Source organism: Variovorax sp. Soil_C_39 (genome assembly GCF_057656815.1).
Window position 1 is genome coordinate 20,530 of record NZ_JBDGJQ010000014.1, and the last position, 16,125, is coordinate 36,654.

16 protein-coding genes and 1 tRNA gene are annotated in these 16,125 nt (G+C 66.5%); 10 read left to right on the top strand and 7 right to left on the bottom strand.

Annotation, left to right across the window (positions count from 1 at the left end; all coding sequences use genetic code 11):
- Window positions 1–46: 46 nt before the first annotated feature.
- From cgtA to rplU, 3 genes are all read right to left on the bottom strand, one after another.
- Window positions 47–1,132: an Obg family GTPase CgtA gene (cgtA, locus tag AC3A6J_RS24915; protein WP_487862687.1), complete on the bottom strand. Its 1,086-nt coding sequence runs from the start codon at window positions 1,130–1,132 to the stop codon at window positions 47–49.
- 70 nt (window positions 1,133–1,202) lie between these two features.
- Window positions 1,203–1,463, bottom strand: a complete 261-nt coding sequence (gene rpmA, locus AC3A6J_RS24920) for a 50S ribosomal protein L27 (RefSeq protein ID WP_487862688.1) — start codon at window positions 1,461–1,463, stop codon at window positions 1,203–1,205.
- 12 nt (window positions 1,464–1,475) lie between these two features.
- Window positions 1,476–1,787 (bottom strand): 50S ribosomal protein L21, encoded by a 312-nt coding sequence (gene rplU, locus AC3A6J_RS24925; protein WP_157615540.1) that lies wholly within the window; start codon window positions 1,785–1,787, stop codon window positions 1,476–1,478.
- 184 nt (window positions 1,788–1,971) lie between these two features.
- Between rplU and AC3A6J_RS24930 the strand changes: the two genes are divergently transcribed.
- From AC3A6J_RS24930 to AC3A6J_RS24975, 10 genes are all read left to right on the top strand, one after another.
- A complete protein-coding gene (locus tag AC3A6J_RS24930) occupies window positions 1,972–2,964 on the top strand; it encodes a polyprenyl synthetase family protein (protein ID WP_487862689.1) in 993 nt (330 codons plus the stop codon).
- A 48-nt stretch (window positions 2,965–3,012) separates the two neighbouring features.
- Window positions 3,013–3,089, top strand: a tRNA-Pro gene (locus AC3A6J_RS24935).
- 120 nt (window positions 3,090–3,209) lie between these two features.
- On the top strand, window positions 3,210–4,943 hold the full coding sequence (pilB, locus tag AC3A6J_RS24940; protein ID WP_487862690.1) for a type IV-A pilus assembly ATPase PilB: 1,734 nt from the start codon (window positions 3,210–3,212) through the stop codon (window positions 4,941–4,943).
- Window positions 4,944–4,969: 26 nt separating this feature from the next.
- Window positions 4,970–6,199, top strand: a complete 1,230-nt coding sequence (locus AC3A6J_RS24945; protein ID WP_487862691.1) for a type II secretion system F family protein — start codon at window positions 4,970–4,972, stop codon at window positions 6,197–6,199.
- Entirely contained in the window at window positions 6,199–7,164 is a 966-nt protein-coding gene (locus tag AC3A6J_RS24950) for a prepilin peptidase (RefSeq protein ID WP_487862692.1), read from the top strand. Before AC3A6J_RS24945 ends, AC3A6J_RS24950 begins: the two co-directional genes overlap by 1 nt.
- A 28-nt stretch (window positions 7,165–7,192) precedes the next feature.
- Complete coding sequence (gene coaE, locus AC3A6J_RS24955) at window positions 7,193–7,798, top strand: dephospho-CoA kinase (protein WP_487862693.1); 606 nt, start codon at window positions 7,193–7,195, stop codon at window positions 7,796–7,798.
- A gap of 72 nt (window positions 7,799–7,870) precedes the next feature.
- Window positions 7,871–9,364 carry an MBOAT family O-acyltransferase gene (locus AC3A6J_RS24960; RefSeq protein ID WP_487862694.1) on the top strand — a complete coding sequence of 498 codons (1,494 nt, stop codon included), beginning with the start codon at window positions 7,871–7,873 and terminating at the stop codon, window positions 9,362–9,364.
- 6 nt (window positions 9,365–9,370) lie between these two features.
- Window positions 9,371–10,387: a hypothetical protein gene (locus AC3A6J_RS24965; protein WP_487862695.1), complete on the top strand. Its 1,017-nt coding sequence runs from the start codon at window positions 9,371–9,373 to the stop codon at window positions 10,385–10,387.
- 36 nt (window positions 10,388–10,423) lie between these two features.
- On the top strand, window positions 10,424–11,179 hold the full coding sequence (zapD, locus tag AC3A6J_RS24970; RefSeq protein WP_487862696.1) for a cell division protein ZapD: 756 nt from the start codon (window positions 10,424–10,426) through the stop codon (window positions 11,177–11,179).
- Window positions 11,176–11,388: a DNA gyrase inhibitor YacG gene (locus AC3A6J_RS24975; RefSeq protein ID WP_487862697.1), complete on the top strand. Its 213-nt coding sequence runs from the start codon at window positions 11,176–11,178 to the stop codon at window positions 11,386–11,388. The genes zapD and AC3A6J_RS24975 overlap by 4 nt, the downstream gene beginning before the upstream one ends.
- 21 nt (window positions 11,389–11,409) lie before the next feature.
- Here AC3A6J_RS24975 and AC3A6J_RS24980 read toward each other — a convergent pair whose 3' ends face one another.
- The 4 genes from AC3A6J_RS24980 to argJ form a co-directional block, all read right to left on the bottom strand.
- On the bottom strand, window positions 11,410–13,368 hold the full coding sequence (locus tag AC3A6J_RS24980) for an acyltransferase family protein (RefSeq protein WP_487862698.1): 1,959 nt from the start codon (window positions 13,366–13,368) through the stop codon (window positions 11,410–11,412).
- A gap of 64 nt (window positions 13,369–13,432) precedes the next feature.
- Window positions 13,433–13,882, bottom strand: a complete 450-nt coding sequence (locus AC3A6J_RS24985) for a (deoxy)nucleoside triphosphate pyrophosphohydrolase (RefSeq protein WP_487862699.1) — start codon at window positions 13,880–13,882, stop codon at window positions 13,433–13,435.
- 25 nt (window positions 13,883–13,907) lie between these two features.
- The gene (locus AC3A6J_RS24990) at window positions 13,908–14,783 is read right to left on the bottom strand and encodes an ATP-binding protein (protein ID WP_487862744.1); all 876 of its coding nucleotides are present in this window, start codon (window positions 14,781–14,783) and stop codon (window positions 13,908–13,910) included.
- Window positions 14,784–14,865: 82 nt separating this feature from the next.
- Window positions 14,866–16,095: a bifunctional glutamate N-acetyltransferase/amino-acid acetyltransferase ArgJ gene (gene argJ / locus AC3A6J_RS24995; protein ID WP_487862700.1), complete on the bottom strand. Its 1,230-nt coding sequence runs from the start codon at window positions 16,093–16,095 to the stop codon at window positions 14,866–14,868.
- Between the last annotated feature and the right edge of the window lie 30 nt (window positions 16,096–16,125).

Sequence of the window (16,125 nt, forward strand, 5' to 3'; positions counted from 1 at the left end):
GCGGCGCTGTCGGCGGGGCATCGTAAGTACGCGATGCCCCGACCGGTCAGTTCGGGTCCGGCGGCAGTTCGACGAAGCGCGGATCGACCTCTGCGGGCGTCTGCGCCAGCTGCTGGGCCACCTGCTCGGCCTTGACGTGCTGGTACACGGCATGGACCAGGTGCTCGCAGCCTTCGCGCGTGAGGGCGGAAATCTCGAACACCGGGCCCTTGAAGCGCAGGCGCTTGACGAAGTCCTTGACGCGCGCCGCGCGCTCGTCGACCGGCACCATGTCCAGCTTGTTCAGCACCAGCCAGCGCGGCTTCTCGTACAGCGCGGCATCGTACTTCTTGAGTTCGCCGACGATGGCCTTGGCTTGCGCGACCGGGTCGACGGCGTCGTCGAACGGCGCCATGTCGATCACATGCAGCAGCAGCCGGGTGCGCTGCAGGTGGCGCAGGAACAGATGGCCAAGGCCGGCGCCCTCGGAAGCGCCCTCGATCAGGCCCGGCAGGTCGGCCACCACGAAGCTCTGCTCGGGGCCGACGCGCACGACGCCCAGGTTCGGATGCAGCGTGGTGAACGGATAGTCCGCAATGCGCGGCCGCGCATTGGAGATGGCGCTGATCAGCGTCGACTTGCCGGCATTCGGCATGCCGAGCAGGCCGACGTCGGCCAGCACCTTGAGTTCGAGCTTCAGGCTCTTCGTTTCGCCGGGCCAGCCCGGCGTCTTCTGGCGCGGAGCGCGGTTGATCGCGCTCTTGAATCGCATGTTGCCGAAGCCGCCGTCGCCGCCCTTGGCGATGGTGATCACTTCGCCGGGGTTCAGCAGCTCGTACAGCACCTCGCCGGTCTCGGCGTCGGAAATGATCGTGCCGACCGGCATCTTGAGCGTGATGTCGTCGCCGGCGGCGCCGAACATGTCGGAGCCCATGCCGTGCTCGCCGCGCCGGGCTTCGTGTCGGCGCGAATAGCGGAAATCGACGAGGGTGTTGAGGTTCGGATCGGCCACCGCGAACACGTGGCCGCCGCGGCCGCCGTCACCGCCGTTGGGGCCGCCGAACTCCTTGTACTTTTCATGACGGAACGACACGCAGCCGTTGCCGCCATCGCCTGCGGCGATGTCGATGAAGGCTTCGTCGACGAACTTCATGGGATGTCCAGTGTACAAATGAAGAAGCCCCGGCAAAGCGGGGCTTCGAGTGGATCGAAGTGACTCGGGCTCAGGCCGCCGGGGTCACGTTGACCATGTGCTTGTTCATCGCACCCTTGATGCCGAACGACACGTGGCCCTCGACCAATGCGAACAGCGTGTGGTCCTTGCCCACGCCGACGTTCACGCCGGGGTGGAACCGGGTGCCGCGCTGGCGCACGATGATCGAGCCTGCGCTGATCAGTTCGCCGCCGAAAGCCTTCACACCGAGCATCTTGGGCTTGGAATCGCGCCCGTTTCGCGTGGAGCCGCCGCCTTTTTTCTGTGCCATGGAATCTGCTCCTTAGCCGGCGATCGCGCCGATTTGCAGTTCGGTGAACTGCTGGCGATGGCCTTGACGTTTCTGATAGTGCTTGCGACGGCGCATCTTGAAGATGCCAACCTTGTCGTGCTTGCCGTGCGACAGTACCGTGACTGTCACCGTTGCGCCGGACACCAGGGGCGTGCCGACCTTGATTTCGCTGCCGTTGCCGACGGCGAGAACCTGGTCGATCACAATCTCCTGGCCTACATCCGCAGCAATCTGTTCTACTTTAATTTTTTCGCCGGAAGCAACGCGATACTGCTTGCCGCCGGTTTTTATGACCGCGTACATGTGAACCTCTTGGGATTTGTGCTCCACGGCGAATTCCGCAGAGCCCAAGATTCTAGCACGGTTTGCGCGCGCTAACATGCCTCGGCACCCAAGGTGACGGGCGGACGGGCATGCATCCCTATAATCCGTGCGGTCCGGCCCTGCGCCGCCAGCTCCTCGTATCAGCGCGCCGCGCGCCAATGCCTTGCCAGTCCACGCCGCCGACACCTCTCCCACCGCCACCGTGCTGGACCTGATCGCCGGCGACATGGCCGAAGTCGATCGCGTGATTGCGCGCCGCCTCGACACCGGCGTGCCGCTGGTCAGCCAAGTCTCGAAGTACATCATCTCGGCCGGCGGCAAGCGCCTGCGGCCTTCGCTGCTGCTCTTGATGGCGGGCGCCCTGGGCTACACCGGCGAGCAGCGATACAACCTCGCCGCGGTGGTGGAGTTCATCCATACCGCCACCTTGCTGCACGACGACGTGGTCGACGAATCAACGCTGCGGCGCGGACGCCCGACGGCCAACGAATCGTTCGGCAACCCGGCCAGCGTGCTGGTGGGCGACTTCCTCTATTCGCGCGCCTTCCAGATGATGTTGGATGCGAACAACATGCGCATCATGCAGATCCTGGCCGAAGCGACCAACGTGATCGCGGAAGGCGAAGTGCTGCAGCTCATGAACATGCACGACGCCTCGCTCGACGAGGCGGCGTACCTGCGCGTGATCCGCTCCAAGACCGCCAAGCTGTTCGAGGCCAGCACGCGGCTCGCGGCCGTTCTTGCGGGGGCCGCGCCCGAGGTCGAGGAGGCCTGCGCCACCTACGGCCAGGCGCTCGGCACCGCGTTCCAGGTGATCGACGACGTGCTCGACTACGCGGGCGACGCCCACGAAACCGGCAAGAACGTGGGCGACGACCTGCGCGAAGGCAAGACCACGCTGCCGCTGATCTTCGCCATGCGCCGTGGCAGCGCCGCCGAAAGCGCCCTGGTGCGCGCCGCGATCGAGGCCGGAGACACCACCCAGCTGGCCACGATCGTGGAGATCGTCCACCGCACGGGCGCGCTCGACGCCGCACGCGCGGCCGCCGCGGACGAGGCCAAGCGCGCCATCGATGCATTGCGCGACTTTCCGTCCAATCCGCATGCCGCGGGTTTGCTACAATTGGCGGCTCAGTTGCTTGAGCGGCGTGCCTGAACACCTCACAAGGTTGGCCAAGGACGAGTTCGATTTTTTGCAACCAATCGGGGTGTAGCTTAGCCTGGTAGAGCGCTACGTTCGGGACGTAGAGGCCGGAGGTTCGAATCCTCTCACCCCGACCAGTCATTTCATTTGCGGCTGGTGCCAGAAATGCCCTTCCTGTTGCTGCGTGGCGATTTACAGGGACGAGGCGTTCAGCGATGATCGTGAAGCACTTTTTCACATCTTTTGCAATTCGCTGAATGGCTGCCGCCGAACTTCCTGTTAAAGAGACTTCGCAGATCGCCCTTCCGGGCCTGGCGCGTGCGCTGGTGTCCGCCGGCAAGCTGCCTGCGAAGACGGCGGAAGACATCTACCAGAAATCGCTCGGCGCGCGCACCAGCTTCATTGCCGAGCTGACCGGCAGCGGCGCCGTTTCGGCGGCCGACCTGGCCCATACGCTGTCCACGGCCTTCGGCGCACCGCTGCTCGACCTCGACGCCATCGACTACCAGCGCCTGCCCAAGGACCTGCTGGACCCGAAGCTCTGCAGCGCCTACCGCATCGTGGTGCTCAGCAAGCGCAACAACCGCCTCATCGTCGCCACGGCCGACCCGTCGGACCAGCAGGCGGTCGAGAAGATCAAGTTCGCGTCGCAGATGGGCGTCGACTGGGTCATCGCCGAGTACGACAAGCTCTCGCGCATGATCGAGGCCGCCGCCGTGACGGCCGCCGAAACCATCAACAGCATTGTCGGCACCGAGTTCGAGTTCGACGAGGTCACGACCGACGCCGCGACCGACGTGAGCGAGCAGGCCATCGCCGAGGTCGAAGACGCACCGGTGGTGCGCTTCCTGCACAAGATGCTGCTCGACGGCGTGAGCATGCGGGCGTCGGACATCCACTTCGAACCCTACGAGCACAACTACCGCGTGCGCTTTCGCATCGACGGCGAACTGCGCGAGATCGCGAGCCCGCCGACGCTCATCAAGGACAAGCTCGCCTCGCGGATCAAGGTGATCTCGCGGCTCGACATCTCGGAGAAGCGCGTTCCGCAGGACGGCCGCATGAAGCTCAAGATCGGGCCCGAGCGCGTGATCGACTTCCGCGTGAGCACGCTGCCCACGCTGTTCGGCGAGAAGATCGTGATCCGTATCCTTGATCCGAGCAGCGCGCGCCTCGGCATCGACGCGCTCGGCTACGACGCCGACGAGAAGGCGCGCCTGCTGCACGCGATCAGCCGCCCGTACGGCATGGTGCTGGTCACGGGGCCCACCGGCTCGGGCAAGACGGTGTCGCTCTACACCTGCCTGAACCTGCTGAACCAGCCCGGCGTCAACATCGCCACAGCCGAAGATCCGTCCGAAATCAACCTGCCGGGCGTGAACCAGGTCAACGTCAACGAGCGCGCCGGCCTCACCTTCGCGGCGGCCCTGCGCGCCTTCCTGCGCCAGGACCCCGACATCATCATGGTCGGCGAAATCCGCGACCTCGAAACCGCCGACATCTCGATCAAGGCCGCCCAGACCGGCCACCTGGTGCTTTCGACACTGCACACCAACGACGCGCCCACCACCCTCACGCGCATGCGCAACATGGGGATCGCGCCGTTCAACATCGCCTCCAGCGTGATCCTCATCACCGCACAGCGACTGGCGCGCCGGCTGTGCCAGGTGTGCCGCGTCCCGGCCGACGTGCCGCGGCAGGCGCTGCGCGATGCGGGCTTCCGCGACGAGGACCTCGACGGCACCTGGAAGCCCTATCGCCCGGTCGGCTGCCCAGCGTGCAACGGCGGCTACAAGGGCCGCGTGGGCATCTACCAGGTGATGCCGATCTCGGAGGCGATCCAGGCGATCATCCTGCGCGACGGCAGTGCGCAGGACATCGCGCGCCAATCCGAGGCCGAAGGGGTTCGCTCGCTGCGCCAGTCGGGCCTCAGGAAAGTCATGCAGGGGCTCACCTCGCTCGAGGAAGTGGTGGCGGTCACCAACGAATAACGAACGCATTGCAAATCGGAGATCGAATGGCAACAGTGGCATCCAACCGCACCCAGAGCACGCTCAAGGAGTTCGTCTTCGAGTGGGAAGGCAAGGACCGCAACGGCAAGCTGGTGCGCGGCGAGCTCCGGGCCGCCGGCGAGAACCAGGTCCAGGCGGCCCTGCGGCGCCAGGGGGTGCTGGCCACCAAGGTCAAGAAGCGCCGCATGCGCTCGGGCAAGGCGATCAAGCCCAAGGACATCGCGATCTTCACGCGCCAACTGGCCACGATGATGAAGGCCGGCGTGCCGCTGCTGCAATCATTCGACATCGTCGGCCGCGGCAATGCCAACCCGAGCGTCGCCAAGCTGCTGAACGACATCCGCAGCGACGTGGAAACCGGCACCTCGCTGTCGTCGGCCTTCCGCAAGTTCCCGAAGTACTTCGACAGCCTCTACTGCAACCTGGTGGAGGCCGGCGAGGCGGCCGGTATCCTCGAGGACCTGCTCGACCGGCTCGCCACCTACATGGAGAAGACCGAGGCGATCAAGTCGAAGATCAAGTCGGCGCTGATGTATCCGATCTCCGTGGTCGTCGTGGCTTTCGTGGTGATCGCGATCATCATGATCTTCGTGATTCCGGCCTTCAAGGAGGTCTTCAGCTCGTTCGGCGCCGACCTGCCCGCTCCGACCCTGATCGTGATCGGCATCAGCGAATTCTTCGTCTCGTACTGGTGGCTGATCTTCAGCGTGATCGGCGGCGGCACCTACTTCTTCCTGCAGGCCTGGAAGCGCAACGAACGCGTGCAGCGCGTGATGGACCGCGCGCTGCTGCGCGTGCCGATCTTCGGCACCCTGATCGAGAAATCGTGCGTCGCGCGCTGGACCCGCACGCTCGCAACCATGTTCGCGGCCGGCGTGCCGCTCGTGGAAGCGCTCGATTCGGTCGGCGGCGCCTCGGGCAACACCGTCTACAGCGACGCCACGGTCAAGGTCCAGCAGGAAGTCTCGACCGGCACCAGCCTCACGACGGCCATGACCAACGTCAACCTGTTCCCGTCGATGGTGATCCAGATGACGGCGATCGGCGAGGAGTCCGGCTCGATCGACCACATGCTCGGCAAGGCCGCCGACTTCTATGAATCCGAGGTCGACGACATGGTCGCGGGCCTGTCGAGCCTGATGGAGCCGATCATCATCGTGTTCCTCGGAACGATCATCGGCGGCATCGTGGTGTCGATGTACCTGCCGATCTTCAAGCTGGGCCAAGTCGTCTGATGCTGATCTCGGAGGGGTTCGACGCTGCCCTCGCCGGCGTCGTGGGTATGCTGGTCGGCAGCTTCCTCAACGTGGTGATCTACCGCACCCCGGTGATGATGTACCGCGGCTGGCTCAGTGACGCGGTGGCGAACCTGATGTCGTCCAAGGACTCGCCTTCGCTCTGGTCGCTCGTGTTCGGGCCTCGGTCGGCACCGCCGGCCGGGCTCGAGGCCGCCGCGGACAAGGCCGCGGTGGCCATCGAGGCGCTGCCGCCCTTCGACCTCGCGCGCCCCGCATCGCGCTGCGGCGCCTGCGGCCACAAGATCCGCTGGTACGAGAACATTCCGGTGCTGAGCTACGCGCTGCTGCGCGGCCGCTGCGGCGCCTGCAAGGCCGCGATCAGCCTGCGCTACCCGATCGTCGAACTGGTCACGGGCGCGTTGTTCGCGCTGTGCGCCTGGCGCTTCGGCATGACGCCGGCCGCGGTGCTCTGGGCGGCGTTCGCGGCGTTGTTGATCTGCCAGTTCCTGATCGACTTCGACACGCAGTTCCTGCCCGACTCGCTCAACTATCCGCTGCTCTGGCTCGGGCTGATCGGCGCGGCCATGGGCTGGACCGGCGTGGCACTCGATTCGGCTCTCTGGGGCGCCGTGTTCGGCTACCTGAGCCTCTGGCTCGTCTACCACGCCTACCGGCTTGCCACGGGCAAGGAAGGCATGGGCTACGGCGACTTCAAACTGCTTGCGGCTCTTGGCGCCTGGTTCGGCGCCGACTACCTGATCGCCATCATCCTGGTCTCGTCGCTGGTAGGCGCGGTGATCGGCATCGCGCTGCGCGTCGTGGGCAAGCTCGCGCACAAGGACATCCCCATGGCCTTCGGGCCGTTCCTCGCGGGCGCAGGCCTGGTCTGCCTTGCCGTGGGCCCGGCGCTCGTACGGCAGTCGATTCCCTTCGCCTTTCCGCTCAGCGGCCTGGTCCGCTGAAGCAACACCCAAAGAAAGCAGGACGCTCATGCGACGCATCGGCCTGACCGGCGGCATCGGAAGCGGCAAGAGCACGGTCGCGGCCATGCTGGTCGCCGAAGGGGCCGTGCTCGTCGACACCGATGCGATCGCACGCGACATCGCCAGCCCCGGCGGCATCGCCATGCCCGCGGTCGAGGCCGCCTTCGGCCCGGCGGTCATTGCGTCCGACGGCGGGCTCGACCGCGCCGCCATGCGGCAGATCGTGTTCGCCGACGGCAGCGCGAGGAAACGCCTCGAATCGATCCTGCACCCGCTGATCGGTGCCGAGACCGAACGCCTGGCCGCGGCCGCGGGCGAGCGCGCCACGGTGGTCTTCGACGTGCCGCTGCTGGTCGAGTCCGGCCGCTGGCGGGCCATCGTCGAGCGGGTGCTGGTGGTCGATGCCAGCGAAGAGACGCAACTGCGGCGCGTCGTCGCACGCTCCGGCTGGACGCCCGAGGCGGTGCGGGCGGTGATCGACCAGCAGGCCCCGCGCCGACTACGCCGGGCGGCCGCGGACGCGGTCATCTGCAACGAGACGCTTTCGCTGGACGAACTCGCCGCCGAGGTGCGGGGTCTCTGGAATCAGTGGGTTCGGCCCGGCACGCGATAATCCAGGGTTTGCCGCCGCAGCGGCCGCACATACGAACAAGACAAAAGGCGCTCGCCGGAGTGCCCTCCTGCGATGCTTTTCAATTCGTACCCCTTCATATTTGTCTACTTCCCGCTGGTGCTGATCGGGTTCTTCCTGATCGGCAGGCGCAACGCCCGATCCGCTGCCGGCTTCCTGGCGCTCGCGTCGCTGTTCTTCTATGGCTGGTGGAGCGTCGAGGCGCTGCCGCTGCTGGTGGCGTCGATCTGCATGAACTACTGGTTCGGGCTGCACCTGTCGCCCGCGCCGGGGCGCGACGACCGCAAGCGCAAGCGGTTGCTGGTGACGGCGCTGGTGGTGAACCTCGGCGTGCTCGCGGTCTTCAAGTACGCGAACTTCTTCGTCGCGAACGTGAATGAGGGCCTCGTCGCGGCGGGCATGTCGCCGATCGAGATGCTGCACATCGTGCTGCCGATCGGCATCTCGTTCTATACCTTTACCCAGATCGCGTTCCTGGTCGACTGCTGGCAGGGCAAGGTGCACGAGCGCAGCTTCATCCACTACCTGCTGTTCGTCACCTATTTCCCGCACCTGATCGCGGGCCCGGTGCTGCACCACGCGCAGATGATGCCGCAGTTCGCCAACCCCGCGACCTACAAGCTCGACCCCAACAAGGTCGCGCTCGGCATTGCCATCTTCACCTTCGGCCTGGCCAAGAAGCTGCTGATTGCCGACCCGATGGGCCAGTACGCCGACATGATGTTCAACGGCGTGCACAAGGGCATCGAGCCCACGCTCTACACCGCATGGTTCGGCGCGCTGGCCTATACGCTGCAGATCTATTTCGACTTCTCGGGCTATTCAGACATGGCCGTGGGCCTGTCGATGTGCCTGGGGGTGCAGCTGCCGCTCAACTTCCGCTCGCCCTACAAGTCGACCAACATCATCGAGTTCTGGCGCCGCTGGCACATCTCGCTGTCGAACTTTCTGCGCGACTACCTCTACGTGCCCCTCGGCGGCAACCGCAAGGGGCCGGCGCGGCGCTACCTCAACCTGTTCCTCACGATGCTGCTCGGCGGCCTCTGGCACGGTGCGGCCTGGACCTTCGTGGTCTGGGGCGCGATGCACGGCGTGTTCCTGATGATCAACCATCTCTGGAACGCAAAGGTGCGGCCCGCCGCCACGCCGGGCCGCATCGGCCGCGTGCTGGGCTGGCTGCTGACCTTCCTGTGCGTGGTGCTGGCCTGGGTCGTGTTCCGCGCGGACGGCATGCACACGGTCATGGCCATCTACAAGGGCATGCTGGGCCTGCACGGCGCACCGCCTACGGCATTCAGCGAATTCGGCCCGGTCCCCTACCGCAAGCCCGAGTTCTTCCGGACCATGCTGATCGGCATCTTCATCTGCCTGGCATTGCCCCCGACGATCACGCTCGAGCGCTGGATTCCCCACCCGAAGGCGGTGGCAGGCCGGCCGACCCTCGCCTGGGGCTCGACCGCCGTGCTGGCGATCGGCACCTTTGCGCTCTTCGCATGGTGCGTCTCGAACCTGGGCAACTACAGCCCGTTCCTCTATTTCCAATTCTGATTCGACATGACGACGCCCGCGAAAGTCTGGCTGCGCTTCTTCCTGATCGGCTACATCGTCCTGATGGTGCTGTGGATCATCTCGCTCACCAGCCCCATTCCCTACGGCGACCTCACGCGGATCGGCCGCCTGTCCGAGCGCGAGTTCGGCTGGACCGCGCCGCCGCCCAAGGCCGATCCCGCCTTCCTGAAGGCCGCACCGGTCGACAAGGCCGACATCCTGGTGATCGGCGACAGCTTCTCGATGACCTACCGCTGGCAGTCGGTGCTGACCCGGGCCGGCTACCGCGTCACGACCACCTATTGGGGCCAGTACGAGAACGCGCTCTGCGCCGATTTCGACCAGTGGATCGAGAAGTCGGGCTTCAAGGGCAAGCTGATCATCATCGAGAGCGTCGAACGCCTGCTCGGCGACCGCACCACGGACAGCATGAAGTGCGAGAAGATGGTCATGCCCTTCGATGCCCAGGACCATGCGTTGATCACGCCGGACGAGACGGTGCCGAGTCCCGCGCCCAACTGGAACGTCCAGTTCATGACGGGCGTCACGACCTACTACAACACCTGGAAAGCGAAAAAGTCTGCAACAGACATCTACTTCGACTGGAACACCTGGGTGCGCCCGGTGCCCGACGGTTGCAAGCTCTTCTCGCATCGCAGCTGCGACAAGATGCCCTTTTTCGCCGAAGATGAGGACAATGGGCCACTCACCCCCGCGCACCTTGCGTGGATGAAGAATTTCACACAGGCCCACACCCGCTTTCCTATCATGTGGATGGTGATTCCCAACAAGACCACCGTGTACCTGAAGCCCGACTTCTCGAAGGATTTCGAGGCCGGGTTCCGCGCGTCCGGGCTGGGCCCCGACCTCTTCGCATTCGCGCGCGAAAAGCACACCCAGGTGCGCGACTTCTACTTTCCGAACGACACCCACATGTCGATGCATGGCCAGTTCGAACTCGGCGAGCGCATGCTCTCGGCGGTGCGCGAAGTGCTGCCTTCGCCCCCGGCGAAGACGCCCTGAGGCTATGATTCCGCGACAGAAAAGCTATAGAACCGCGTGATCCTTTACGAGTACCCCTTCAACGAGCGCATTCGCACGTATCTGCGGCTGGAGCATCTCTTTCGCCGCCTCGGGGAGCTGGTGCCCGCGGAATCGCCGCTGTCGCATCACTACGCGCTGGTCACGATCTTCGAGATCATGGACGTCGCTGCACGTGCCGACCTCAAGGCCGACGTGATGCGCGACCTCGACAAGCACAAGAACGTCTTCAACAGCTACCGCGGCAATCCGGCCATCGCCGAAGCCGTGCTCGACCAGGTCGTCGGCCAGCTCGAGCGCAATTTCGCCACGCTCAACAGCGTGGCCGGCAAGGCGGGCCAGGCGCTGACCGAGAACGAGTGGCTCATGAGCATCAGGAGCCGCGCGAGCATTCCGGGCGGCACCTGCGAATTCGACCTGCCCGCGTACTACGCCTGGCAGCACCGCAGCGCGGCGAGCCGGCGCGCCGACCTCGAACGCTGGTCCGGCACGCTGTCGCCGCTCGCCGCATCCATCTACCTGCTGCTGAAGCTCCTGCGCGAGGCCGACGTGCCCTACAAGGTCATGGCCACCGGCGGGCAGTTCCAGCAGAACCTTCCGCAGGGGCGCAGCTTTCAGCTGCTGCGGCTGCGCATCGATCCGAGGCTGGGCCTGATTCCCGAGATCAGCGGCAACCGGCTCATGGTCTCGGTCCGGATGATGCGCCACGAAGCCGACGACCGCCTGCACCCGAGCAACGACGACGCCGCATTCGAACTCACGCTCTGCGCATGAACAAGGCCAGCCAGATCGGCGAGCGCATCGTCCGCTGCCCCGCGTGCGGTGGCGACAGCGTCTACGCCGAACGCAACCCCTACCGCCCGTTCTGCAGCGCACGCTGCAAGGGCATCGACCTCGGCGCCTGGGCCAGCGAGGAATTCCGCATGCCGGCCGAGGCACCCGCCGACGACGAGCCTTTCGGCGATCCGAAGAAGGTTCAGTAGCCGGCCACGCCGCCGCAGCAGCTAGGGCGGCGAAAGGAAGATGCTGTCGACGTAGGCCGCATGCCTGCGCACATAGGCCGCGCGCAGATGCTCGCGGTCCTTGTAGACCGGCGCATCGTCCGGCGTCGCGCGCAGGCACTGCCCGTCCTTGCAGAGGCTCGCCACCACGTCGATCGGCTCGGCGCCGGCAGCGCGTGCAAGCGCCTTCAACCGCTCGTTGAGCTGCGCCTGATCGGGCGGCAGGAGCGCGTGCGGCGTGCTGCCGAGTGCCACCATGCGACCCATGCGGCTGCCTTCGATGAGGCGGCGCGGCTCGAACGCGATGCCGCTCGCGTTGTCGAGCAACAGGTAGACCTTCTTGCCGCTGCCCACGAGCGTTGCCAGCAATTTCGACAGCGCCTCGATCGCACGGGCACGCCCCTCGCCGCCGTCGTTGACGAGGTAGGCCGCGCCACCTTCATGAAAGTAGAACGGCAGCGGGAAATTGCCCGTGAAGTAGCAGTTCCAGCAGGCGCCAACCACCACTGTGTCGATGTCTGGCGCAAGCGCCAGCGCGAGCATCTCGTTGCGCGCCTGTTCGCAGCCGGGGTTGCCTTCGGCCACCATGCCGGGTACCGGCGGGCAGGCGCCATAGATCGAGAAATACGTCGTGGCCATGCGCTCGGGCGCGGTGCGCGCCAGTTCGCGTGCGCGTGGCGCGTACTGCTGGACATGGCTGTCGCCGATCAGCAGCACCTTGTGCGCACCGCTGCCCACGGCCTTGACCCGATGACCTGCAATCTTGCGGTCGGCGAAGCCGGCGAAGTAGTCGTCGTCGACCGTGGCATCGGTCACTTTGCGCAGCAGGTCGCTGCCGTTGCGCGGCGGCATGCCGCCGAAGGCAAGCAGGCCGACGACCGCCACCGCTACACCGCCGCCCACGAGCGCGCGCAGCATCGCGGGCTCGGTCCGCTCGCGCGTGAAGCGCTCCACGAAGCGGTAGGTGAACCAGGCCAGCGCCACGCTCGCGATCACCATGGCCGCGCGCACCGCGGGCGCAGGCTCGCCCTCTTCGACGATGCGCGCATAGACCAGCAAGGGCCAGTGCCAAAGGTAGAGCGGGTAGCTGATGAGACCGACCCACACCATCGGGCGGCGCGCCAGCACCCAGCGGTTGAGCACGCCGTTGGGGCCGGCCGCGATGCAGCATGCCGCGCCCACCGTGGGCAGCAGCGCCCACCAGCCCGGGAAGGCCTTGTCGCTGCGGATCGTCACGAGCCCCAGCACGATCAGGCCCATGCCCAGGCACGACTGCAGATGGCTGCGCCAGGCCGGTGCCGGCGGCGCGTTCGCGGCGGCGGCTTGCAGCCGCATGCAGGCCAGGATGCCGCCCGCCATCAGCTCCCAGAAGCGCGAGGCCGGCGAATAGAACGCGGCCGTGCGAAACGGATGGATCGTCAGCACGTTGACGAGGAACGACACCACCGCCAGCACCCACAGCAGCCGCAGCACCGGCCAGCGCCGGCGCCATGCGAAGGCCAGCAGCATGGGCCAGAAGATGTAGAACTGTTCCTCGATGCCGAGTGACCACAGGTGCAGGAGCGGCTTGGTCTCGGCGGCCGTGTCGAAATATCCGGCCTCGCCCCAGAAGACGAAATTGGCAATGAAGGCAGCGCCGCCGGCCGCCTGCTTTCCGAGCGCGGTGAACTCACGCGGCAGCAGCGCATACCAGCCGAAGGCCAGCGTCGCGACCAGCACCAGCGTCAGCGCCGGGAAGATCCGGCGGATGCGCCGTGCATAGAAGTCGCGGTAGCTGAAGTCGCCGGCCGCCAGGCTCTGCAGGATGATGGTCGTGATCAGGAAGCCCGAGATCACGAAGAAGATGTCGACGCCGATGAAGCCGCCCGGCAGCGCATCGGGAAAGGCATGGAAGGCCAGCACCGACCCCACCGCCACGGCGCGCAGGCCGTCGATGTCGGGGCGGTACTTGGGATGCATCATGGCGCGGTGCCTCGAACCCGCGACGCCGGCTCGATGCGCTCGCCCGGCGCGATGCGCGCGTCCATCAGTCGAGCGTCGAAACCGCCAGCGCCGCCGAAGCGGGCAGGCCGCGCTCCTGGCTCAGCCATTCGAGCACCGGCAGCGCGCCCGGCAGCACCGGCGCCACGTCGAGCGGCAGCTGCTGCCAGCGCATCTGCTGGCCTTCGCGCATCTCGAAGTCGCCCGACCATTGCATCACCTTGCACCAGTGCAGGCGCACCAGCGCATGCGGGTAGTCGTGCTCGGTCACCTTCCAGACTTCAGCGCCCGCGATGGTGATGCCAAGTTCTTCGTGCAGTTCGCGACGCAGCGCCTCTTCGACCGTTTCGCCGGCCTCGACCTTGCCGCCCGGGAACTCCCAGAAGCCCGCGTAGGGCTTGCCTTCGGGCCGCGTCGACAGCAGCAGCGCGCCATCGTCGGCGCGGATCAGCACGCCGACGGCCACCTCGGTGTGCTTGGGGCCCGCGCCGGTCACTGGTGAACCCTTGTTGGCATGACGCTCATGCGCTGGTCCGCCCCGCGTAGTCGCGCGCGAACTGGTAGGCCACGCGGCCGCTGCGCGAACCACGCTCGAGCGCCCAGACCAGCGCCTCGGGGCGCGCGGCCTCGATGGCGGCGGCATCCACGCCGAACGACGAGAGCCACTGCGCGACGATCGCGAGGTATTCGCTCTGGCTGAACGGATAGAAGCTCACCCAGAGGCCGAAGCGCTCGGACAGCGAGATCTTTTCCTCGATCACTTCGCCGGGATGCACTTCGCCGTCCTCGGTGTGGGTGTAGCTGAGGTTGTCCTTCATGTACTCGGGCAGCAGATGGCGCCGGTTGCTCGTCGCGTAGATCAGCACATTGGGCGTGGATGCCGCAATCGAGCCGTCGAGGATCGACTTGAGCGCCTTGTAGCCCGGCTCGCCTTCGTCGAAGCTCAGGTCGTCGCTGAAGACGATGAACTTCTCGGGCCGCTGCGACACCACCTCGACGATGTCGGGCAGGTCGGTGAGCTCGGCCTTGTCGACCTCGATCAGGCGCAGGCCCTGCGGCGCGTAGGCCTGCAGGCAGGCGCGGATCAGCGACGACTTGCCGGTGCCGCGCGCGCCCGTGAGCAGCACGTTGTTGGCCGGCTTGCCTTCGACGAACTGGCGCGTGTTGCGCTCGATCTTCTCTTTCTGAACGTCGATTTCCTTGAGCGAATCAAGCGCCATCGCGGCCAGGTGCTTCACGGGCTCGAGCACGCCATGGCCCGAGCTGCGGCGGCGATAGCGCCAGGCGATCGACGCGTTCCAGTCGGCGGGCGCCGCGAGTGGCTGCGGAAGGACGGATTCGATGCGGGTGATCAGCTGTTCGGCGCGCTCGATCAGCCTTTGGAACTGCTCGTTCATCGACGCCCGCCCGGCCGCCCGAAGGGCGTTGAGCGCCCCCTCGGGGGGCAGCGACGACACGAAGTGCGGAGCGTGGGGGCTGTCATGATCTGTAGTCGGCGTTGATCGTCACGTACTCGTGGCTGAAGTCGCAGGTCCACACCGTCTCGCTCGCGTTGCCGCGTCCCAGTCCGATGCGCACCGTGATCTCGCTCTGCTTCATCACACGCTGGCCGTCTTCCTCGCGGTACGACGGGTTGCGCCCGCCCTTGACCGCCACGTGCACGTCGTCGAGGAACAGGTCGATGCCGGTCTGGTCGAGGTCGGCGATGCCCGCGTAGCCCACGGCCGCGAGGATGCGGCCCAGGTTGGGGTCGCTGGCGTAGAAGGCCGTCTTGACCAGCGGCGAATGCGCCACGGCATAGGCCACCTGCCTGCACTCGGCGGCATCGCGGCCGCCTTCGACCTGAACGGTGATGAACTTGGTCGCGCCCTCGCCGTCGCGCACGATCGCCTGCGCGAGTTCGCGCGCCACGTCCTGCATGGCCGCCACGAGCGCCTGGCCCTCGGCCGAATCGAGCGCGGTGATCGGCGCATGGGCCGCCTTCTGCGTGGCAATGACCACGAACGAATCGTTGGTCGAGGTGTCGCCGTCGATCGTCACGCGGTTGAACGAGCCGTCGGCGAGCTGCCTGGCGAGCGGCTGGATCAGCGACGGATCGATCTTCGCGTCGGTCGCCATGAAGCCGAGCATGGTCGCCATGTTCGGCCGGATCATGCCGGCGCCCTTGCTGATGCCCGTGACGGTGACGGTGGCGCCGCCGACCTGCACCCGGCGGCTCGCGGCCTTCGGGACCGTGTCGGTGGTCATGATGCCTTCGGCCGCGCGCGCCCAGTGGTTCTCCGATGCATCGGCCAGCGCGGCGGGCAGGCCGGCCTCGATGCGATCGACCGGCAGCGGCTCCATGATGACGCCGGTCGAGAACGGCAGCACCTGCTCGGGCGCGATCTCGAGATGGCGCGCGAGCGCGATGCAGGTGGTGCGCGTGCGCAGCAGGCCGTCCTCGCCGGTGCCGGCATTGGCGTTGCCGGTGTTGATCACCATCGCCCGGATGCCGTGGTTGGCCGCCAGGTGCTCGCGGCAGACCTGCACCGGCGCTGCGCAGAAACGGTTCTGGGTGAACACGCCACCGACGGCCGCGCCGTCGTCGATCAGCACGACCGTCAGGTCCTTGCGGTTGGCCTTGCGCACGCCCGCCTCGGCCACGCCGATGCGGACGCCGGGCACCGCGAACAGCGCGGCGGGATCGGGAGCAGACAGGTTCACGGGCATGGCGGTATCTCTTCTCCGGACGTTCGTGGA